This is a genomic window from Clostridium grantii DSM 8605, from assembly GCF_900129965.1.
GTDB lineage: Bacteria > Bacillota > Clostridia > Clostridiales > Clostridiaceae > Clostridium_AF > Clostridium_AF grantii.
The window spans coordinates 269,162-292,409 of sequence record NZ_FQXM01000002.1 but is presented as its reverse complement, the minus strand read 5'-3'; the positions used below and the strand labels follow the sequence as shown (position 1 = coordinate 292,409).

Genomic DNA, 23,248 nt, shown 5'->3' with positions numbered 1-23,248 from the left:
AATTTACCATTATTACTATAATAAGAAAAGTCCTTTATTTAAAAGGACTTTTCTTATCTGACATTAAAATTTTAATCTCTTCAATGAAAGTATTTATATCTTTAAATTGCCTATAAACTGAAGCGAATCTCACATATGAAACTTCATCGATACCCTTCAATTTTTTCATTACCATCTCACCTATGTATTCACTCTTAACTTCATTAATCATAGAATTACTTAATTTCTTTTCAATATCCTCCGCAATTTCATCTATATCATCTCTAGATATAGGTCTTTTTTGACAAGCTATCAATAATCCATTTATTATCTTATTCTTATCAAAATATTCTCTACTTGAATCTTTTTTTACAACTAATAATGGTATTGTATCTACCTTTTCATAAGTAGTGTATCTTTTATTACAAATAATGCATTCTCTTCTTCTTCTAATGGCATTATCTGTTGATCTAGAATCAATTACTTTACTTTCGCCCTCACCACAAAATGGACATTTCATAAACTCACGTCCTTTACGCTAATAGTCATCCTTATCTAAGATTATACACTTAATATTTATAAATTTCTATATCGAATTTACTAAACCTTCTTTATACCCATTTACCAATAAAACATCTTCCCCTACTTTGAAGATTTGCTCCCAAGGTATTTCTAGAACGTCTTGCTTATTAAACCATCCACTTCCTTGTATAGGGATAATAATAGATAATATTCTATAATTAAAAATATCTATTTTCAAATCAGCTACAAAACCTATTTTTCTTCCATTTGAAACATCTATTACCTCCATACTCTTAATCCTATTAATCGAGTACAATATGTTTTCCCCCTTAATTTAATTTTTAGATTTCCTCATATTATTATATGTATAAGCATTATTAAATATTATATTAATATAGAATAAAAAAAAGAGCTCAAGAGCTCTAAACGTATTTTTTCATATGCTTCAATGCAGTTTTTTCTAATCTAGAAACTTGAGCTTGTGAGATGCCTATTTCATCCGCTACCTCCATCTGTGTTCTTCCTTGAAAGAATCTCATACTCAAAATAAGTTTTTCTCTACTATTGAGTTTTTTCATAGCTTCTTTTATAGAAATGTTTTTTATCCAGCTATCATCCAAATTTTTGCTATCACTTATTTGGTCCATTACATAAATTGCGTCTCCTCCGTCATGGTAAATAGGTTCAAATAAAGATACTGGATCTTGGATAGCGTCTAAAGCAAATACAACCTCCTCTCTAGGCAGTTCAAGTTCTTTGGCAATTTGACCAACAGTAGGTTCCTTGTTATTTAAGGCTATTAATCTGTCCCTTACTTGCAACGCTCTATAAGCAATATCTCTTAAAGATCTACTTACTCTTATAGAATTATTATCTCGTAAGTACCTTCTAATTTCCCCAATAATCATGGGTACTGCATAAGTGGAAAATTTAACATTTTGGCTGAGGTCAAAATTATCTATTGATTTTATTAAACCTATACAACCTACTTGAAATAAATCATCAATGTTTTCTCCTCGATTGTTGAATCGTTGAATAACACTTAAAACTAATCTCAAGTTACCTCTTATAAAAACTTCTCTTGCACCTATTTCTCCGCTTCTCATTCGTAACATTAAATCTTTCATTTCTTTTTCTTTTAAAACGGGTAACTTAGATGTATTAACTCCACATATCTCTACCTTGTTAATCATCATTTCTGTATCAGCTCCCTCTATGTAGTTCATTTTAAATTATTTCCCGAAAGCTGATTTTTATACTATAGTATTAAACCATTTTATTAATCTCTTTTTTTAATCTTCTTATTATTCTCTTCTCAAGCCTTGATATATATGACTGGGAGATACCTAAAATATCTGCAACTTGTTTTTGAGTTTTTTCATCTTTTCCATTTAAACCAAATCTTAATCTAACAATTTCTTTTTCTCTTTGACTTAATTTTTTCATTGCTATTAATAAAAGTTGCTTATCCACTTCGTCTTCAATAAGATTATATACCATATCATTTTCTGTACCCAATATATCTGAAAGTAGTAACTCATTTCCATCCCAATCTGTATTCAACGGTTCATAAAATGAAATTTCAGACTTGATTTTATTATTCCTTCTTAAATACATTAAAATTTCATTTTCAATGCATCTAGAAGCATAAGTTGCTAACTTTATATTTTTAGTAGGATCAAAAGTATTTACAGCTTTTATTAATCCAATTGTTCCTACCGAAATCAAATCCTCCACCATTATTCCTGAGTTTTCAAATTTTTTAGCAATGTATACTACTAATCTTAAATTCCTTTCTATCAAAATGGTTCTTACACTTTCATCTCCACTCATTAATCTTTGTACAACCTCAACTTCTTCATCCTTAGATAATGGTGGAGGTAATGCATCATTCCCTCCAATAAAATAAATTTTATTTCTAAATAATTTTAGTTTTGTGAATACTCTATTCATAAATACATTAAACACATTAAACACATCCACATTCATCACCCCACACTTAGAATATTTCCCTTGATAACAAAGCATTATAATCCCCTACGTCACTTAGTTTATTAGAACATATAGCAATAATGGCATTTCTATTTTCAACTTTATCTTCATAATAAACGGTAACAGAATCAGGCCTAAAGGCTCTCATAAAACCTTTTTCCCCATTTACAACTGAATACGGAATTTTAAAGTCTATCTTTTGTTTTTCTAGCATATCTTTTAAAAAACTCTCTTCTACTATAATCACTGGTAGATTTGTAGCCGGCTCTCTTAATTCATTACCCGTATCAAGAAAAGCCTTTATTTTCTTTACAGATCCTTTATTATTTATTTCAACCTTATAGATCAATTTTTGAATTTTTTTTCTATCCCCTATATAGCAAACTATTCTCTCTGCAAAAATATAAATCAACATGATTGATACCAATAATTTTTTGTAGGAAAAATTGGTTAACCTATCAAACAAAACCAGATTATTGTTATATTCAATAAATAAACATAGTCCTGCTAAAGTCATAGATATGAATATAAATATAGCAGTCACTTTAATTTGAAATAAAATTTCTTTGTCATTGTACACAATGCAAATCATTATGAACGCTATTACCAGTTTAGAAGGCGTGCTATATAAAAAAGAGAATGCCGATATTAAACCAATTGTGGATCCTATTGTGCCCAAAAAAGCTGCCAATATTTCTAATCCATTCTTTCTTTTTAACTTAACAATTTTGGAGGTTAGTTTTAATAGAAACAAGTTTACTATTAAATTTTGCAAAATAAAAAAATCTAAATATACTACCAACATCCCTCCCCCTTTAAACATATTATATACCCATTACCTTCAAAATTTTGTCATTTTTTATGAATATTAAAATTTTTTATCTTTTATAATTCTCTAGAATTTAACATATTATAATTATATTTATCATAAAATTCTTTAATCAAAAAAAAAGATAAAGCACTATTATAAGTGCTTTATCTTCTATACTTTCTTAGAAATGTGGGTATTTCTAAATCACTTTGGTCATATTCTTTTTCTACTGCTACTTCTTTAGCTCTTAAATCTTCATGTAAATTCGGAGTTTCCATTTTTTTATCAACTAAATGCTCATTTTTACTCTTGCTTTCATTATGTAAATCACGTTCTAATTTACTATCAAATCCTGTAGCAATTACAGTTATTCTAATTTCATCTTTTAAATCTTCATTTACAACAGCACCAAATATAATATTAGCATCAGGATCGGCAGCTTCTTGAACAATTGCAGCTGCTTCATTTATTTCAAATAAACCAATATCATTACCACCGGTAACATTAAGTAAAACTCCTGTAGCCCCTACAATAGAAGTTTCTAACAAAGGACTAGAAATAGCTAGTTTTGCTGCCTCTGCTGCTCTATTATCCCCCGACGCTACACCTACACCCATATGTGCTAAACCTGTATTTAACATTATAGTTCTAACATCTGCAAAATCCAGATTTACAAGTCCAGGAATTGTTATTAAGTCTGATATACCTTGAACACCTTGCCTTAAAACATCATCTGCCAATTTAAAAGCATCTAACAAAGGTGTTTTTTTGTCTACCATAGTTAATAATCTTTCATTAGGAATAGTAACCAATGTATCTACCATACCTTTTAATTCCTTTATCCCACTTTCTGCATTTAACATCCTTTTTCTTCCCTCAAATGGGAATGGTTTTGTAACAACTCCAACAGTTAAAATCCCCATAGATTTAGCAATTTCTGCTACAACTGGTGCAGCACCTGTTCCTGTTCCTCCACCCATTCCAGCTGTGATAAAAACCATATCAGCACCTTTTATTGCTTGAGAAATTTCATCCAGATTTTCTTCTGCAGATTTCTTACCAACTTCTGGATTTCCACCTGCACCTAATCCTTTTGTTAATTTATCGCCTATTTGAATTCGTTGAGATGCTTGAGAAATAGTTAAAGCTTGCTTATCAGTATTAATGCCGATAAACTCAACATTTTTCAAGCCCTCTTTAATCATTCTATTCAAGGCATTATTGCCTCCGCCCCCACAACCTATAACCTTTATTTGAGCAAATTGTTGTATATCAACATCAAAATCTAACACAAAATAACCTCCTTGCTAAAAAAAATCAGATATAAATTCTTTTACTCTACTGATGATTCCTTCTTTTTTTTCATCAATATCCATACCAACTTTTTTTGCATTATCTTTTTTAGAATTTTCATTTAAATTTTTTGTCATTTTTAAAGTTTCAAAGATATCCTTAATTGTTCCTACTACATTTGAGTATTTAGGATTTGATGCCCCAAAATCCTCAGGGTAACCAACCTGAACTGATTTTTCTAAAACATCTGAGGCATATAAATCAATATCTTTGAACAAAGCTACTCCACCGCCAACTAGAATAACATTGGAAATATCGTCATAAACAACTTTGTCTTTTAATTGTTCTTTAATTAATTTAAATATTTCCCCAACCCTAGCTTCAATAATATTGTCTAAAAATCTTTTATCGATTTCTTTTTTATTATTATTTCCGTCTATCACACTAATTTTTTTATTCTCTTCATCACTTTTTAAATATACTTGTCCGTATTTTATTTTTAATTGTTCAGCAGATGAGTGTGGTATTTTTAAACAAATAGATATGTCTTTTGTAATATTATTACCACCTACTACAATGGTAGATGTATAAACCAAATTTTTGTTTTTAAATAAAGCTAAATCTGTTGTTTCTCCACCAATGTCAATAATCAATGTTGATAAATTTTTATCAATATTTTTTAAGGCAATATTTGAAATTGATTGTGATGATAATACCTCTGCAATTATAGTTACTCCAGCTCTTTCCAAGCTTTTTCTTAAATTGCTTAAAACCATAGTTTGAGCTAATATTACTTGAGCATCTAGTTCTAGCCTCAAACCACTCATTCCAATGGGTTCATTTATATTCTCATAGCCATCAACAATGTATTGTTGAGGGATAAGTCCCACAATCTCTTTTCCTGAAGGAATAGAAATAATTTTAGTAGCATCTAAAACTCTGATTAAATCTTTTTCTCTTATTTCTCGATTTTCTGATGAAACTGCAACTACCGCTTTATTCCATATCAATTCACAAATGCCACCTGGTAACGAAAGAAAAACCGAGGTAATTTCCAAATCAACTATTCTTTCTAAATTTTCAATACAATTTTTAATTGATTTAGCTGCACTTTCAATATCAACTACAACACCTTTTTTCAAACCTGTGCAATTAACAGAATTAGTACCAATAATATTTAATTCTCCTCTGTTATCAATCTTACCAACTGCACCATAAATATTAGAAGATCCCACATCAATGGCTACAATATATTCATGCATTTGGTATACCTCCCTAAAGACTAACTAGCTTAATATAACTAACTAATTTAATATATTCAATACATATTTGGTTTTTCCTTTTTTATTTTGAAAATAATCTCAAAAAGAATATTAGTGATTAAATGTAAAACATTTAATCACTAATATTGTAACACAAAAAAAAACTAATTACTATATACAGATGTTTAATATTATTCAATAATGAAACAAAAATTACAATTCTTTTTCCAATATTTGTATTTTATACAAATTTAAACTGTTTACATGTTTGCTAATCTCTTAAACATTTCAACATCTACAGCATAAGTAAGAGCATCTTCATATGATATTATTCCACTTTTATACAATTCTACTATACTGCTATCCATGGTTTTCATTCCATATTTTGCTCCTGTTTGAATAGAAGACTGAATTTGATGTGTTTTACCTTCCCTTATTAAGTTTTGAATTGCAGGTGTAGACACCATAGTTTCTAAAGCTGCCACCCTTCCTTCTCCGTCACTACGTGCTAATAATTGTTGAGATACTATTCCTTGAAGAACAGCCGATAACTGCACTTTTATTTGCTGCTGTTGGAAAGGAGGAAATACATCAATAATTCTATCTATAGTTTTTGCGGCTCCAATAGTATGTAATGTTGAAAGTACTAAATGTCCAGTTTCCGCAGCAGTAATTGCTATAGAAATAGTTTCTAAATCTCTCATTTCGCCTACTAGAATTACATCAGGATCTTCTCTAAGTACTGCTTTTAAAGCATTTTGGTACGAATTGGAATCTCTTCCGATTTCTCTTTGATTTATTATAGATTTATTATGCTTATGCAGATACTCAATAGGATCTTCTAAAGTTATAATATGAGAAGCCCTGTTAGTATTTATTTCATTAATCATAGCAGCTAAAGTAGTACTTTTACCACTCCCTGTTGGACCAGTTACAATTACTAGACCCCTTCTTTTCTCAGTTAAATCCCCTATTATTTTAGGCATATTTAATTTTTCTAAAGTAGGAATCTTTAATCCTACTACTCTAATGGCAATAGCCGCACTATCTCTTTGCTTATAAATATTAACCCTAAATCTACCAATTTTAGGCAATGAATAAGATGTATCAATCTCACCTTTCTCATTATAATAAGCGAAATCATCTTCTAATATTTCTTTTGCAAAAACTTCAGTATCTTTAGGGGTTAATTTTTTTTCCTCTAACTTTACAAGTTCTCCGTTTATTCTCAATATAGGTGCTGTACCCACTGTTAAATGTAAATCTGAAGCATTTCTGTTTACTGTTAATTCTAAAAGTTCATTTAATGAAATCAATTTATCTCCTCCTAGAGTCTATTTATATCATACCATAGTATTTTTCACTTGCTTTAGTTCTATCTTTAGTTAATTTTATCAAAAAATTAACCATAATGAAAGAGTTAAAGTTATTTAATAGAAAATATGCCTAATTAAATTTATATTTTATTTATTTGTTTTTTGTTATTAAACTCCTTAAATAACTTTTTTAAAGCCCTTTTTTCAATTCTGGACACATAAGACCTTGAGATATCTAGCATTTTAGCAATCTCTCTTTGTGTTTTTGGTTCCCCATCACATAAACCATATCTCATCTTAATTATTATTCTTTCTCGCTTAGTTAAACAATTTTTTATATTTTCATAAAGAATTTTAATTTGAATTCTACTTTCTACCTTTTCTAAAACAGAGTCATCATTTGTGCTTAATATATCTAGTAGTGAAATTTCATTACCTTCCTTATCAACACCAATGGGATCCTGTAGGTACATTTCATTCTTTACCTTTTTATTGTTTCTTATAAGCATTAATATTTCATTTTCAATGCATCTGGCAGCATAAGTAGCTAATCTAGTACCTTTTGATGTGTCAAAAGAGTCAATAGCCTTTATTAAACCTACTGTCCCTATAGATATAAGATCCTCCACATCTTTATATGGATATGAATATTTTTTTACAATATGAGCAACCAATCTAAGGTTGTGCTCAATTAAAGTAGTTTTGGCTTTAGTATCGCCCTCTTTAAATTTATTCAAGTAATATTTTTCTTCTTCTTCATCCAAAGGTTTTGGAAATGAATTGCCATTGCTTATATAGGCAGTAAACAAAACTATAGTGCTTAAAATTTCAGTTAGATTATCAATAATTAACATAGGAGTCTCCCCTAAAGAGTGCTTATTACTATAATATGTTTGAAATTATTAAATAGTTACACTAATTAGGATAATTCTTCATAAACTTTTTCTACTACACTTTTAAAAATAGGTGCACAAACTTCTCCTCCTGATTTTGTTCCAATGTTATCTGAAAAAACAACCATAGAATAGTTTTTATCTTCTATAGTAAAAAAACCAACAAACCACCCATCGTGTAATAAGATTCCATTATCCATACGTTCCGCGGTACCAGTCTTGCCTCCTAAATATATATAACTACTATAAGCCTGTTTTCCTGTACCCATTTCACTTCTAACTACTTTAACCATTTGGTTTTTCATAATATTAGCAGTATCTTTAGTAAGAATTTTTTTTGATTCTGTTTCAAATTTTTTTATCACGTTCCCATTTATATCTACAAAACTGTCAACAATATAAGGTTTTACATAAACCCCTTGATTAATAACCGTATTAGGAATAGCTAAAGCATGCAAAATAGTAATTCTATGTTTTTGCCCAAATGATGCTAATCGAGTATCTCCTATCTCATTTACATCACCTTCAAAAGTACCTTTAGCTTCTGAATCTATGTTTAGAACTTTCTCAAACATACCATATTCTGATATCAAGTTATTTATGTTATTTATCCCTACTTCTGTACCAACCTCTGCAAAAACATTGTTTGACGAAACTATAAAAGCCGTTTCTACATTCATATAATCCAGTGATAAATGATCCTGGAAATTGTAATTATTTCTATACATTTTTTCCAAGGATGTTGTTTTTGCTTCTAGTGCTGCCTCTTCTACTACTACTTTCATAATAGAGCCCGGATAGTAACCATTATTTGTGGAAATACCCAAATTGATATTAGGCAATTTATCATCTTTCTGTACCATAGCTTTTATTTTTCCTGAATCTGCTTCCATAATGACAACACCAATTTGATTAAAATCTTTGTATTGTTCAGAAAGCATAACTTCTTTCACTTTATCAGAAACTTCTTTATCTATAGTAAGTTTTACATTAATATTATCTTTAGGAATAACAAAACCCTTACTTTCTATAGTTCCTTCCGTATTTTTTTCGAAAAGGCTATATAAATATTCATTTTTTTCTGTCTCTTTTTCAATAAAACTTTCTAAACTATTTTCATTTTTCATTTTCAATTTACCATCTAAAGAATCATATGCAAAATTACTTGAAATGATATTTTCAATACTGTTTGCATCCTCATCTCGATCAACAACACTATCTTTAGTGATGTAAAAACCTTTCACACCCTTTATATCCATTATTTTGTTGTATGCAGATAAGTCTATCTCCCATCTAATTTTTTTGCTTTTGTCTTCCATATTTATTTTTCGTAAATCATACTCAGAATTATAGTTCCTCAAAATCAAATCAAGGGAATATAAATCGTCTATTCGGGTATTATAGTTATTCATAGCAAAAGTATATGGGTCAATTATAATATAATACTTATCCTTATAATTCAATAAATTTTTTCCATTACAATCAAGTAATGAATAATTCAAGTCTCCTACTTTTTCACTAATTGAGAATTGAGAATTAGTCATTGATACTAATTTATCCTTTTGTACATATTGAATGACAACTATTTTGTAAATAAGATAACTAAAAAATCCTAAAAAAACGAGAAATAAAGTTACTATTCTTTTTTTGATCTCACTTCTACCATTTCTGTACATAAAAACACTCCTTTATAGCTTAAATCATTGCCAAAAGGAGTTTTTTTATTCATTAATTTATTTTGTCATTAAGTATTTGTTGAATTTTTGCTACAATTATATCTATTGCTACTTTATTTCGTCCACCTTCTGGGAAAATTATATCAGCATACCTTTTTGTAGGTTCTGCAAATTGAAGGTGCATAGGTCTTACCACATCTAAATATTGATTTATTACGGATTCTAAAGTTCTTCCTCTTTCTTCAATATCTCTAACAATTCTTCTTAAAATCCTAATATCTGCATCTGTATCTACATAAATTTTGATATCCAACAAGTCTCTTACTTCTTTTTCTTCTAATATTAAAATTCCTTCAAGCATTATAATATCTTTTGATTGAATAGTTACAGTCTCTTTTGCTCTATTGTGAATTGAGAAATCATAAACAGGTTTTTCTATACTTCTGCCACCTATTAATTGTTTTAAGTGACGAACTAATAAATCATTATCAAAAGCATTAGGATGATCATAATTAGTTTTTATTCTTTCTTCAAAAGTAAGGTTGCTTTGATCCTTATAATAAGAATCTTGTTCTAACACAGCAATACAACTTTCATCAAAAGTTCTATAAATTTCTTTAGCAACTGTACTTTTCCCAGACCCAGTTCCTCCAGCAATTCCTATTACTACTGGCTTTCTCATGTTATTTGCCCCTTTCCTTAAAGAGTATGTCATTTAGTTCAAGTTGTTTATCAACTTTAGCACTAAAAATCATTTGTGCACTTCTAGCCGCCTCAATAAGTTCACCTTTTTCATCTCTTAATTCATTTAATATAACTGTAAATACGTCACCATTTGGTCTCAACACTTGAACAGCTTCACCTTCAAAAACTCTATTCTTTTGTTCTAAAGTTACTATTGATTGGCCTTTATCAAATTCCTTAACAACGCTAATAACATCATAATCTCTTATGTATGATGATGAGCCATAGTATTGTTTTAATTCTTCATCAAAGTAGAATCCTGTTGTATAAGTTCTGTGACTAGGTCTCAAAAGATATTCAAACCATTTTTCATCGAATTTATATTCAAGTGGATTATTAAAATAAGAATCTATAGCTTGCCTATATGCTTTTACAACAGAGGCAACATAGAAAACACTCTTCATTCTACCTTCAATTTTAAAAGAATCTACACCGGCTTTAATTAGTTCTGGTATATATCTAATCATACATAAATCTTTGGAATTCATTATGTATGTCCCTCTTTCATCTTCATAAACTGGGAAATATTCACCAGGACGTTTTTCTTCCATTAAACGATATTCATATCTACATGGTTGAGCACACTTTCCTCTATTTGCATCCCTTCCAGTCATATAATTAGATAATAAGCATCTTCCTGAATAGGACATACACATAGAACCATGCACGAATGCTTCCAAACCACATGACAAAGGTAATTTTTGTCTAAATTCATTTATATCCTCAAGTTTAAGTTCCCTTGCTAAAACAATTCTTTTAACACCAAAATTATGCCAAAATTGTGCGGACTTCCAATTTACATTATTAGCTTGTGTACTTAAGTGAATTTCCATTTCAGGAATCACTTCTCTTGCGGTCATTATAATCCCTGGGTCAGATACAATAATTGCATCAACCTTTAACTTGTATAGCTCAATCAAATACTCTTCTAATCCAATCAAATCTTCGTTATGAGGAAAAACATTTAAAGTTACATAAACTTTTTTTCCCCTTGCATGCGCATATTCAATACCTTCAATTAAATCCTCTTTTTCAAAGTTATTGGCTAAAGCTCTTAGGTTAAGCCTATTGCCACCTAGATAAACTGCATCAGCTCCATAGTCTATGGCAGTTATTAGCTTCTCCAAATTACCAGCTGGTGCTAATAATTCAGGTTTATTCATACTAATTCCTCCTTGCCGTAATGGCTACTCCATCTCCTACTGGGAGAACTGTGGTGATTAAATTTTTATCTTTACTTATATTCATAAGATATGTTCTCATTCTTTTTACAATTGTAATTTTTCTTCTAATTAGCAAATCATTATTTGCTACCATTCCTCGGAACAGTACATTATCAGATATAATCACACCTGAATCTTTTAACAACCTTAAACAATGTGGAAAAAATTCATTATAATGTCCTTTCCCTGCATCTATAAAAATCATATCATACTTATCTTCAAGTTTTTCAAGTACTTTTAAACAGTCCCCTTCAATTATGGAGATAATTTTATTTTCATCAAATTTACTCATGTTATTTCTAGCAATTTCAGCCATGTTTTCATTTCTTTCTATTGTCACTATTTCTTTAACAAATTTAGAAGATCTACTCATAAGAATAGACGAATACCCTATAGCTGTTCCTAATTCTAAAATTCTCATTGGTTTTTGAATTGTTATCATCAGTTTTAGAAGGTTTGCAACTTCCTTCTGTACAATTGGAACATTGTTTTCATTTGCATATTGTTCCATTTCTAATATACCCTCATCATCTTCTTCAATTAGGGTATTTAAATATTCAGTTATATAATCAAATGATATTCCATTCATTAATCTATCTCCAATCTGCTAAGATATTTATTTTAGATATTTATTTTTAGCTTCTAGAAAATCATTATAATTATTTGAAAAATAATGAGATCCATCTCCTTTTGCTACAAAATAAATATAATCGGTATCCGCAGGATATAATGCAGCAATTAATGATGCTTTCCCAGGATTACAAATTGGCCCCGGTGGAAGCCCCAAATTTTTATAACTATTGTATGGTGAATTAACTTCTAAGTCAGTTAATAATAGTTTTTCCTTGTATTCTCCTAAAGCATATATAACAGTAGCGCAAGATTGAAGCATTTGCCCTTTTTCTATTCTATTATTGAAAACAGAAGCTATAATTGGTCTGTCTTCTGCAACTCTTGCTTCTTTTTCTACAATTGATGCCATAGTAACAATTTCATCTAGATTGGCAATTTTCTTGCCATAATCTTTTTCTAACTCTGTTAGTACTGCCATAAATCTATTTATCATTTTATTAATTATCACATCTGGAGAGGTGTGTTTTTCGAAATTATAAGTATCAGGAAATAAATACCCTTCAATTTTATATTTCACATTATCATTTTCATTCATTACCAAAGAATCTGGAATCTTATATTCTAGACATGCATTTAAAAATGTTTGGCTAGAAACTATACCTTTTCCCTCTAATAGTGTGGCTATGGTTTCTATATCATAGCCTTCTGGAATAGTAACTTTAATGGTATTATTTGAAATCGTACCAGTTTGCAATTCTTTTAAAAGTTGTTCTAACGAAAGGGTTGAATCCAATGTGTATTGACCAGCTTTTATCTCTGTAGGCAATTCATTATACTTAATTGCTAGTTTTATCAAATTCTTATCTTTAACAATATTATCCTCAACTAAAGTATCTAATAGAGAATAAAAAGTCATACCCAAAGATACATTTATAGTAACGCTATCAGTATCTACAATTAATGGGTGATCTATAACTTTTTTATATCTAAACCAAAGAACTCCCACTGCAACCAAAATAAAAATAAGAAATGCCACAAAAAACCTTTTTACCCCTTTCATTAAAACACCTACTTTTTTAATTTATTTTTTCTTACTAACTCTTTTTCTTTCTACACTATTTAAAATTCTTTTTCTCATTCTAATTGTTTGAGGAGTTATTTCTACTAACTCATCATCAGCAATAAATTCCAAGCATTGCTCTAAACTTAATTCTAGGGCAGATACTAATTTTAAAGCATCATCTGCACCTGAAGATCTTGTATTAGTTAATTGTTTCTTCTTGCAAACATTAACTTCAATATCATCAGCTCTTGAACATTCTCCAGCAATCATACCTTCATATACCTTCGTTCCAGGTTTTAGGAATAATCTTCCTCTATCTTGAGCGTTAAATAATCCGTATGGTACTGCTTCTCCTTGTTCAAACACTACTAAAGAACCTCTATTTCTTCCTGGAATGTCGCCTTTGTATGGTTCATAAGCTTCAAAAATATGATTCATAATTCCGTTTCCTTTTGTATCTGTTAAAAATTCATTTCTATATCCTATCAACCCTCTTGCTGGTATTTTAAATTCTAATCTAGAATATCCATTAACAGCAGACGACATATTTAGCATTTCTGCTTTTCTTGGTCCTAATTTTTCGATTACTACGCCCATAAATTCCTCTGGTACATCTACTGTCAATAGCTCTACAGGTTCATATTTTCTATTGTCAATTTCATGGAAAATAACGTTTGGCTTTGATACCTGAAATTCATATCCTTCTCTTCTCATTGTTTCAATAAGTATTGAAAGATGTAGTTCTCCTCTACCACTAACTTTAAAGCTATCTGCAGAATCAGTTTCCTCTACTTTTAAGCTTACATTTGTTTCTAGTTCTTTAAATAATCTATCTCTTAAATGTCTTGATGTAACAAAGTCACCTTCTGTTCCCGCAAAAGGGGAATTATTGACAATGAAGTTCATATTTAGTGTTGGCTCATCAATTTTAACGAAATCTAAAGCTTCTGGCTCAGCATTATCACATATTGTATCTCCAATGTTTATATTAGAAATACCTGATAAAGCTACTATATCGCCTAATTTAGCTTCCATAACTTCAACTCTTTTTAATCCCTCATAAGCATACAAACCTGAAACCTTCATATTCTTATCATGTTTATCTATATTTAACACTGCTACTGCTTGGTTTTTCTTAACACTACCTCTTTCAATTTTTCCTACGGCTATTCTTCCCACATATTCGTTATAATCAATTGTTGTAACAAGCATTTGGAATGGCTTATCTATTTCACCAGTAGGAGGCGCAACGTTACTTATTATAGTTTTAAATAAAGGATCCATATCAGTTGATTCATCTTCAAGTTCAAATTTAGCAAATCCATTTTTTGCTGAGCAATAAACCACTTCAAAATCTAATTGTTCATCCTCTGCACCTAATTCAACGAATAAGTCAAAAATTTCATCTACAACTTCTTCACATCTTGCACTAGGCTTATCGATTTTATTGATACAAACTATTGGTTCTAGTTTTAACTCTAATGCTTTTTTTAAAACAAATTTAGTTTGTGGCATAGCACCTTCATTTGCATCAACAAGAAGTAAAACACTATCAACCATTCTAAGTACACGTTCAACTTCACCACCAAAGTCAGCATGTCCCGGAGTATCTACAATATTTATTTTTACCCCCTCATAATTCAAAGAAGTATTTTTAGAAAGTATAGTTATTCCTCTTTCTTTTTCTAAGGCATTTGAATCCATAACTCTATCTTCAACAACTTCATTTTCTCTAAAAGTGTGACTTTGCTTTAAAAGAGCGTCAACAAGCGTAGTTTTACCATGGTCAACATGGGCGATGATAGCGATGTTCCTTATATCGTTTCTTGTAATATTATTCATTTTATTCCTCCAAGTCTATTTGTTGCTTATAGTGGCATAAATAAAAATTGGATACTTCATAGCATCCAATTTTATTTTGCCATATTTTATTGTAATGTTTTCGCTATAAAAAGTCAAATTATTTATAATCTTATAAGTGAAAATCTATTTGAATTACTTTAATAAACCTAAGATTTCTCTAGACTTCGACTATAATAGGTAAAATCATCGGTTTTCTCATAGTTTGTTCAAACAAGAATACTCTCAATGCTTCTTTAACTTTGGATTTTATAACAACCCATTCAGTAATATTCTTTTCTTCACAATACACTAAAGCTTCTCTTGCAACTCTTTTAGCTTCATCCATAAGAACCTCTGATTCTCTTACATATACAAATCCTCTAGATATTATATCAGGTCCTGCAATAACTCTTCCTGTATCTTTTTCCAATGTGACAACCACAGTAAGAATACCATCTTGAGATAAATGCTTTCTATCTCTTAAAACGATATTTCCTACATCACCAACCCCAAGTCCATCTACAAAAACTTGGCCTGAAGGTACATATCCATTTTTTCTAATAGTTTCTTGAGTAACTTCAATTACATCACCATTATTTGCAAGAATAATATTTTTTTCTGGCATTCCTAATTTCATAGAAAGGTCAGCATGCTGTTTTAACATTCTATATTCTCCATGAACTGGAATAAAGAATTTAGGCCTTACTAAAGTATGAATTAATTTAAGTTCTTCTTGTTTAGCATGGCCAGACACATGTACATCTTCCAATGCTTCATAGATAACCTCTGCACCTTTTTTAAATAATTGATTTATTACTCTTGAAACTAATTTTTCATTTCCCGGAATAGGAGTTGCTGAAATAATCACAGTATCTCCTTTTTCTATAAATAGTTTTCTATGGTCAGACATAGCCATTCTTGACAATGCTGCCATAGGTTCACCTTGACTACCAGTTGTTAATACAACCATTTTATCATTTGGATATTTTTTAATGTCGTCTAAACTCACCATAACTTTTTTAGCAATTTCTAAATAGCCAAGTTCAGTTGCTACTCTAACTATATTTTCCATGCTTCGCCCAGAAACAGTAACTTTTCTATCATATTTGTCTGCTGCCTGCATTATTTGCCTTACTCTATGAACATTAGAAGCAAAAGTTGCCACAATAATTCTTCCTTGGGCTTTTGCAAATAATCTTTCAAATGTTTCTCCTACTATACTTTCCGACATTGTATATCCAGGTCTCTCTACATTAGTGCTATCTGCCATTAAAACGATAACACCCTTTTGGCTCAACTCTACAAACCTTCCCAAATCTGCTAATTCGCCATCAATAGGTGTATAATCAATTTTAAAATCACCCGTGTGAAGAATGACCCCCAATGGTGTGTGTATAGCAATTGCTGATGCATCTGCTATACTATGGCATGTTCTTATAAATTCAACTGACATATGCTCAAGCTCAATTATATCTCTAGATTTAACCGTCTTCAGCTCTGTAGTGCTCAATAAGCCATGTTCTTTAAGTTTAGACTCTAGTATACCTAATGTTAATTTAGTGCCGTAAATAGGCACATTAACCTCTTTTAAAACAAAGGATATAGCACCGATATGATCTTCATGCCCGTGAGTTAAGAATATTCCCTTAACTTTTTCTTTATTTTTCACTAAATAAGAAATATCAGGAATAACTAAATCAATTCCAAACATATCGTCATCAGGAAATTTAATACCGCAATCGATAACTACAATTTCATCCTTATATTCAAATAAGGTTAAATTTTTTCCCACTTCGTTTAAACCACCTAGGGGAATAATTTTTATTTTGTCTCTTTTCTTTCTCAATTTATGCCTCCTTTTCTTTATGATGTCAAATCTTCTTCCGAACATTCTTCACATAATCCAAAAAACTTAACTTTGTGATTTTCAATTTTAAACTTATACTCTTTCTCAATAGATTCTTCTATTGAATCCAACAAATCACCTTTTACTTCAATTACTTTTCCACAATTTTTACAAATCAAATGATGATGTTGATGTACTTCATCCTCGTTATTTAATTCATATCTATTGCAACCATCTTGAAGAGTCAATTTATTAATCAACTCAATTTCTTCCAACATTTGAATTGTTCTATATACTGTTGCAAGTCCAATCTCCGGGCATGGGACTTTAACAATATCGTACAATTCTTCTGCAGTTAAATGTTCACCTTGACTTTTATATATAATTTCAATTATAGCCATCCTTTGAGGTGTTAATTTATAACCTTTGTCTTTTAATTTTATCTTTAATTCTTCTTTAACTTTATCATCCAATTGAGACATTTAAACCCTCTCTCCTAATATATTTTCATAAATATTTTTATATTAAATGAAGATTATTTCTCTATTAAAGAAATCTATTCTTCCTCAAGTGACAATGCTTCATAAGCTTCTGAAACCATCTTAAACTCTTCTTCATCTTCAACAGTAACAAGAACTTCCTCTCCAGATTCATCAACCACAATTTTAAGTGCAATAGCTTCTTCATTGTCTAAAGCCGTTAAAATAACATACTCACTATCCTCAATATCAAACTTCATAACTAATTCAAATTCTTGTTCAACACCATTTTCGTCTTTTAATGTAAAAATTTCATTTTCCATATTTTTTTCCTCCATTATAAACTATCTAAATAATTTTGCAAAATAAAAGTTGATGCCACTTTATCAATAAGTTTTTTTCTTTTGTTTCTAGACAAATTTGCCTCTAGCATTGCATTTTTTGCCGCTACAGTAGTAAGTCTTTCATCCCACATGATTACCTCTAATCCTAATTCTGCTTTAATTAGATCAGCAAACTCCAAAGCTTTTTCACCTTGTGGTCCAATAGTTCCGTTCATATTTTTAGGTAATCCACACACAATTTTTTCTATCTTAAATTCATTGCAAATTTGTTGCAATTCTATTACATCACTTTCTATACTTTTTCGGTGAATAGTTTTGATACCCTGAGCTGTAAATCCTAGCAAGTCTGACATACATACCCCTATAGTTCTATCACCAACATCCAATCCTAATATTCTCATTTAATTCTCCTTGGTTTATTTTTTCCCCTATTAAAAATAAAAATGCCCAAAAGGGCATTTTTATTTAATTAACAAATAAGCCTTAATTACTTCATCTAATATATCATCTCGCTCCAACTTTCTTATTAAAGTTCGAGCACCTTTATAATTTGTAATATAACTAGGGTCTCCAGAAATTAGATATCCAACCAATTGATTAATAGGATTATATCCTTTTTCCATTAATGATTCATTAACTTGCATCAAAATTGTTCTTGTTAAATCCTTTTTGTTTTTTTCCATATCAAATTGCATTGTGTTTTCATTCATAATAAATCATCCTTTCAGCTGGAAAGCTTAGCAATAATAATGAAAAGTATGTTCTTATTTTAATTATAAACTAAATCAAAGTAATTGTATACTATTTAACTAAATTTTCCATGATATTTTTAACACTATTTAAAGCTTCATCTAATTTTTCAGGATTTTTGCCTCCTGCTTGTGCCATATCTGGTCTTCCTCCACCTCCGCCACCAGCTATTTTAGCTACATCCTTTATTATTTTGCCACAATGAACCCCTTTATCTAAAACATCTTTACTTGCCATAGCAATAAAATTAACTTTTCCATCTTGTGTACTACCCAACACAACTACTCCACTCTTAATTTTATCCTTTATTTTATCAGCAAGATTTCTTAATGAATCTCCATCCACGTCTTTTAAAGCTTTTATAGCAACTTTGACACCTTTAACATCTATCAAATTATCCAATATTTCTTTTTCAGCACCACTAGCCAACTTTAAGTTTAAATCGCTAATTTCTTTTTCCTTTAATTTGATTTCCGCTTGAAGTGTTTGGATTTTTGACAAAACGTCTCCCTCTGTTGCTTTTACTTGATAAGATATTTCTTTAAGTAAGTTTTCTTTTTTCTCAACAAATTCTAATGCTTTAAATCCAGTCACTGCTTCAATCCTTCTTATTCCTGCCGCAATTCCGCTTTCAGAAATGATTTTAAACAATCCAATTTTACCTATGTTATCAGTATGTGTACCCCCACATAATTCCTTACTGAATTCACCAATACTTACTACACGTACGCTTTCCCCATATTTTTCATCGAAAAGTGATGTTGCTCCGCTTTCTTTCGCTTCTTCTATACTCATTACTTTAGTATTAACTTCATACACATTCATTATTGCTTTATTTACTAAATTTTCAACTTCATTGATTTCCTTTTGTGATAATCCTGTAAAATGTGTGAAATCAAATCTCAGTTTCTCTTTGTCAACAAATGAACCTGATTGATGTACATGCTGTCCTAAGACTTCTCTTAAAGATGATTGTAATAAATGAGTAGCACTATGATTTTTCTGTATACCTTCTCTATTATTTTCATCTACTTTTAATACAATATTATCCCCTGTATTAATTAAACCTTCTTCTACTTCTATGAAGTGAACTATCTGGCTACCAATGTTTTTTCTAGTATTGATGACTCTAGCTTTAAAGTTTTCATTATACACAACGCCAATATCACCAACCTGGCCTCCCATTTCTGGATAAAATGATGTGCTCGCTGTGACTAATGCTCCTTTTTCACCCTCATGCAAAACATCTACTATATCTTTATCATCCACTAATGATAAAACGACACTTTCGGTTTTTAAAGTATTATACCCTAAAAATTCAGTTTTTATTTCTTTGGATATTGTATCTACAGTTTTTATTTCAGCACCCATATAATTACTTTCTGCTCTAGCTGCTCTAGCTCTTTCTCTTTGAACTTTCATTTCCTCATTAAATCCTTCTAGATCCAAGTGAAGATTTTTTTCCTCAAGTATTTCTAAAGTTAATTCAATTGGGAATCCATAAGTATCATACAATTTAAACCCTTTGTCCCCTGATAAAATTGTTTTATTTGTTCTTTCAAGTTCTGCTATAAAGTCTTTCAAAATTTCCATTCCCGAATCAATAGTCTCACTAAATCTTTTTTCCTCAATTTTAATTACTTTCTTTATGTAATCTTTCTTCTCAGCTAATTCTGGATAAGCCGACTCAGAATTAAGAACAACAACCTCTACTAACTCAGCTAAAAACCCTGGATTTATACCTAATACTTTTCCATGTCTAGCTGCTCTTCTTAAAAGCCTTCTTAAAACATATCCTCTTCCCTCATTTGAAGGCAAGACTCCATCTCCAATCATAAAACTTACACTTCTAATATGATCTGTAATAATTCTCAAAGAGATATCTTTATCTTTTTCTATGCCATATGCAACATTTGAAATATCTGTAACTTTATTTAAAATATTTTTAAATGTATCTACTTCAAAAATAGAATCTACTTCTTGCATTATTGTTGCAATTCTTTCTAAACCCATACCTGTATCGATATTAGGAAAATCAAGTTCATTATAATTTCCTTCTTCATCTTTATCAAACTGTGTAAAAACTAAGTTCCAAAATTCTATAGCTTTGTCCTCATTACTTGCTTTAACAAATTCTTCTGCAGATAAAATTTCACCTTCACCTTTATAAAAATGAATTTCTGAACATGGACCACAAGGTCCAACTCCATGTTCCCAAAAATTATCTTCTTTTCCCAACCTAAAAATATGACTATGTTTTACATCAGTTTTACTCTTCCACAAAGTTTCTGCTTCATCATCATCTAAATAAACAGTTACATAAAGCTTTTCTTTTGGTATATCTAATACTTCTGTAACATACTCCCATGACCATGGAATAATTTCTTCTTTAAAATAATCTCCAAAAGAAAAATTACCCAACATTTCAAAGAAAGTGGCATGCCTTGATGTTTTCCCTACATTATCAATGTCGCCTGTTCTTATACATTTTTGGCAAGTAGCAATTCTTTTACTTGGAGGAGTTTGTAATCCCGTAAAATATGGTTTTAGTGGTGCCATTCCTGCATTTATCAACAAAAGACTTTTATCGTTTTTTGGCACAACTGAAAAACTATCCATAATTAAATGTTCTTTCATTCTAAAAAATTCTAAGTATGATGCTCTAATTTCATTTAATCCCATTTTTTTCATATTAAAAACCTCCATTTATTTAAATACTTTTGTTTTTCAAAAAAAAATCTTTCAATCCCAAAAGGGACGAAAGCATTCTTCCGCGTTACCACCCTAATTATATATAGAAAATCTATATATCCCTCGATAACATATGACTCCTAGGTAGCTTCAATAAGATTAAATAAAAGTTTTCACCAACCACTTTTTCTCTGAAAATCAATCTTTACTTACTATTCCTAATTAACGCCCAATATCTATACTAGTAAGTTTGATTATAAAAAAAAATATGTTTTATGTCAATATTTTAGAAATCAATAAATATAATAATTTAAATCCTCATATATAATTTTAACAAAAACAACAATAGGAATTGCCAAAATCATTCCTATTATTCCACTTATTTTTCCTCCTAAAATTAACACTATAATCACTACTATAGGATGAAGGTCTACTGAATCTCCTGTTATTTTTGGAGCAATTATATTTCCCTCCAACACTTGTATTGCATAAAGGGCTATAGTTAAATATATAGCTTTTTTAGGAGAATACACAAAAGCGATAATTATTGAAGGCATAGCACCAAACAAAGGCCCAAAATATGGTATTATATTGAACACTCCATTTATAGTGGAAAGTAATATTGGATATTTTATTTTAAAACATATCAAAATAACAAAAGTTAAAATACTGACAATTCCACAAAGTAAAAATTGACTAAGTATGTATTTGCTAAGAATTTTATCTGTATCATATCCAATTTTTCTTATGATTTTTCTCCATTTGATTGGAAATAAAAATACTATTTTATTTTTTATTTTTTCGGCATCACACAAAAAATAATATGTTATTACAGGTATCACAAAAACAGCCAAAATATTATCAGCAAAATCTAAAACATTATCCAAAAAATCATTTGCATATCCCATAAAAGCAGAGTATCCTTTTTTGTACAGCCCATCTAAAAGATTGATTAATATCTTATTGTTTTTGATTCCAGAAAATTTTTCGCTTATTTTATAAAAGTCTTTTTCTCCAATTCCAAAGTTCCCTGCCAAACTTATACTTTCCCTGAAAAACAAAGGTATAAAATAAATACTCATTAAAAGAAATCCTACTAAAACACTTATTACAAGAAGAACAGATGCATTTTTTTTCTTGATTCCTTTATGAATCAAAGTTTTTTGAAAAGGTTTTAAAGTGTAATAAAGAATATATGAATATAATAGGGTACAAATTATTTCTCTCATAAATTCTACTTTTAAAACAAAAATTATGCAAATAAAAATGACAATTGTATAAATTAAGAATCTTTTATATTTTCCATTTATATAATTTATCTTTTTTCATCTCCTATAAAAGTGAAGTGAGGTTTAGTATAAAATTCTAAATCTTTATTAGAATTAAATAAAAATATACTTTTGTCTCCTAAAATAAAATCATCTAGCAAAATTATTTTTTTACCATGTATTAAATTTTCTATTAAACCCATTGAAATAAGTAGGCCTAAAATATCAAGTCCTTCTTCTTTGATCAATATATCCTCCACAACTCCTACTATATTTCCAATTGAATCAATAACTTCAAATCCCCTTATTTCGGAAAATTTAAGGAAATTTCCTGTGTTATATTTTGAATATATTATACTTTCACCTATTGAAACTATATCTTCTTTTGTAATATATTTATTCTTAGAGAATAAGTTTGTAGAAACCACTGAAAATCCCAATATTTTCCTTTCTGAAAAACTAATTAGAATATCCTTGATAAAACCCACTCTTTTTCCTTGAATACTTTCTACATTTTTATATAAAAAATCTTTGTTTTTAAGCACTTGCATCATCCTAACAAAAATCGAAATAATTATAATACCCATATTTATTATTACCAACAGTTTATAATTTATCCCAAAATTTCATATAAAACCTTTATTTGTTTCAACAAGGACTATAGTTAATAAACCACAAAAA

The 23,248-nt window shown here is 29.6% G+C and carries 23 protein-coding genes and 1 other annotated feature; all 23 genes read right to left on the bottom strand.

Annotation, left to right across the window (positions count from 1 at the left end; all coding sequences use genetic code 11):
• Positions 1-34: 34 nt before the first annotated feature.
• Positions 35-499: a transcriptional regulator NrdR gene (gene nrdR, locus BUB83_RS01290; RefSeq protein WP_073336182.1), complete on the bottom strand. Its 465-nt coding sequence runs from the start codon at positions 497-499 to the stop codon at positions 35-37.
• 66 nt (positions 500-565) lie between these two features.
• Entirely contained in the window at positions 566-817 is a 252-nt protein-coding gene (locus tag BUB83_RS01285; protein WP_242950612.1) for a YlmC/YmxH family sporulation protein, read from the bottom strand.
• Positions 818-923: 106 nt separating this feature from the next.
• A complete protein-coding gene (gene sigG / locus BUB83_RS01280; protein WP_073336515.1) occupies positions 924-1,697 on the bottom strand; it encodes an RNA polymerase sporulation sigma factor SigG in 774 nt (257 codons plus the stop codon).
• A gap of 70 nt (positions 1,698-1,767) precedes the next feature.
• Positions 1,768-2,469 (bottom strand): RNA polymerase sporulation sigma factor SigE, encoded by a 702-nt coding sequence (sigE, locus tag BUB83_RS01275; RefSeq protein WP_423231135.1) that lies wholly within the window; start codon positions 2,467-2,469, stop codon positions 1,768-1,770.
• Between the two features lie 31 nt (positions 2,470-2,500).
• The gene (spoIIGA, locus tag BUB83_RS01270; protein ID WP_159434026.1) at positions 2,501-3,298 is read right to left on the bottom strand and encodes a sigma-E processing peptidase SpoIIGA; all 798 of its coding nucleotides are present in this window, start codon (positions 3,296-3,298) and stop codon (positions 2,501-2,503) included.
• Positions 3,299-3,468: 170 nt separating this feature from the next.
• Positions 3,469-4,596 (bottom strand): cell division protein FtsZ, encoded by a 1,128-nt coding sequence (gene ftsZ / locus BUB83_RS01265; protein ID WP_073336176.1) that lies wholly within the window; start codon positions 4,594-4,596, stop codon positions 3,469-3,471.
• A gap of 15 nt (positions 4,597-4,611) precedes the next feature.
• Positions 4,612-5,859, bottom strand: a complete 1,248-nt coding sequence (gene ftsA / locus BUB83_RS01260; RefSeq protein ID WP_073336174.1) for a cell division protein FtsA — start codon at positions 5,857-5,859, stop codon at positions 4,612-4,614.
• A gap of 260 nt (positions 5,860-6,119) precedes the next feature.
• Entirely contained in the window at positions 6,120-7,175 is a 1,056-nt protein-coding gene (locus tag BUB83_RS01255) for a type IV pilus twitching motility protein PilT (RefSeq protein ID WP_073336172.1), read from the bottom strand.
• 140 nt (positions 7,176-7,315) lie between these two features.
• Positions 7,316-8,029, bottom strand: a complete 714-nt coding sequence (gene sigK, locus BUB83_RS01250; protein ID WP_073336170.1) for an RNA polymerase sporulation sigma factor SigK — start codon at positions 8,027-8,029, stop codon at positions 7,316-7,318.
• Between the two features lie 65 nt (positions 8,030-8,094).
• Positions 8,095-9,744, bottom strand: coding sequence for a penicillin-binding transpeptidase domain-containing protein (locus BUB83_RS01245; protein ID WP_073336168.1), 1,650 nt, complete (start codon positions 9,742-9,744; stop codon positions 8,095-8,097).
• A gap of 52 nt (positions 9,745-9,796) precedes the next feature.
• Positions 9,797-10,426 (bottom strand): uridine kinase, encoded by a 630-nt coding sequence (gene udk / locus BUB83_RS01240; RefSeq protein WP_073336166.1) that lies wholly within the window; start codon positions 10,424-10,426, stop codon positions 9,797-9,799.
• A 1-nt stretch (position 10,427) separates the two neighbouring features.
• Complete coding sequence (locus BUB83_RS01235; RefSeq protein ID WP_073336165.1) at positions 10,428-11,651, bottom strand: peptidase U32 family protein; 1,224 nt, start codon at positions 11,649-11,651, stop codon at positions 10,428-10,430.
• A 1-nt stretch (position 11,652) separates the two neighbouring features.
• Complete coding sequence (locus BUB83_RS01230; protein WP_073336163.1) at positions 11,653-12,300, bottom strand: O-methyltransferase; 648 nt, start codon at positions 12,298-12,300, stop codon at positions 11,653-11,655.
• 27 nt (positions 12,301-12,327) lie between these two features.
• The gene (gene mltG / locus BUB83_RS01225; RefSeq protein ID WP_073336161.1) at positions 12,328-13,344 is read right to left on the bottom strand and encodes an endolytic transglycosylase MltG; all 1,017 of its coding nucleotides are present in this window, start codon (positions 13,342-13,344) and stop codon (positions 12,328-12,330) included.
• Positions 13,345-13,365: 21 nt separating this feature from the next.
• Positions 13,366-15,189, bottom strand: a complete 1,824-nt coding sequence (typA, locus tag BUB83_RS01220; protein WP_073336159.1) for a translational GTPase TypA — start codon at positions 15,187-15,189, stop codon at positions 13,366-13,368.
• A 178-nt stretch (positions 15,190-15,367) separates the two neighbouring features.
• Entirely contained in the window at positions 15,368-17,035 is a 1,668-nt protein-coding gene (locus BUB83_RS01215) for a ribonuclease J (RefSeq protein WP_073336157.1), read from the bottom strand.
• A gap of 17 nt (positions 17,036-17,052) precedes the next feature.
• Positions 17,053-17,517, bottom strand: a complete 465-nt coding sequence (locus BUB83_RS01210; RefSeq protein ID WP_073336155.1) for a Fur family transcriptional regulator — start codon at positions 17,515-17,517, stop codon at positions 17,053-17,055.
• Positions 17,518-17,591: 74 nt separating this feature from the next.
• The gene (locus BUB83_RS01205) at positions 17,592-17,837 is read right to left on the bottom strand and encodes a DUF1292 domain-containing protein (RefSeq protein WP_073336153.1); all 246 of its coding nucleotides are present in this window, start codon (positions 17,835-17,837) and stop codon (positions 17,592-17,594) included.
• Positions 17,838-17,851: 14 nt separating this feature from the next.
• On the bottom strand, positions 17,852-18,259 hold the full coding sequence (ruvX, locus tag BUB83_RS01200) for a Holliday junction resolvase RuvX (protein ID WP_073336151.1): 408 nt from the start codon (positions 18,257-18,259) through the stop codon (positions 17,852-17,854).
• A 60-nt stretch (positions 18,260-18,319) separates the two neighbouring features.
• Positions 18,320-18,568, bottom strand: a complete 249-nt coding sequence (locus BUB83_RS01195) for an IreB family regulatory phosphoprotein (RefSeq protein WP_073336149.1) — start codon at positions 18,566-18,568, stop codon at positions 18,320-18,322.
• Between the two features lie 91 nt (positions 18,569-18,659).
• Positions 18,660-21,299, bottom strand: a complete 2,640-nt coding sequence (gene alaS / locus BUB83_RS01190) for an alanine--tRNA ligase (RefSeq protein WP_073336148.1) — start codon at positions 21,297-21,299, stop codon at positions 18,660-18,662.
• Between the two features lie 59 nt (positions 21,300-21,358).
• Positions 21,359-21,534, bottom strand: a binding site (T-box leader).
• Positions 21,535-21,592: 58 nt separating this feature from the next.
• On the bottom strand, positions 21,593-22,561 hold the full coding sequence (locus BUB83_RS01185) for an AI-2E family transporter (RefSeq protein WP_278336907.1): 969 nt from the start codon (positions 22,559-22,561) through the stop codon (positions 21,593-21,595).
• 53 nt (positions 22,562-22,614) lie between these two features.
• On the bottom strand, positions 22,615-23,112 hold the full coding sequence (locus BUB83_RS01180; protein WP_073336144.1) for a PRC-barrel domain-containing protein: 498 nt from the start codon (positions 23,110-23,112) through the stop codon (positions 22,615-22,617).
• Positions 23,113-23,248 lie beyond the last annotated feature (136 nt).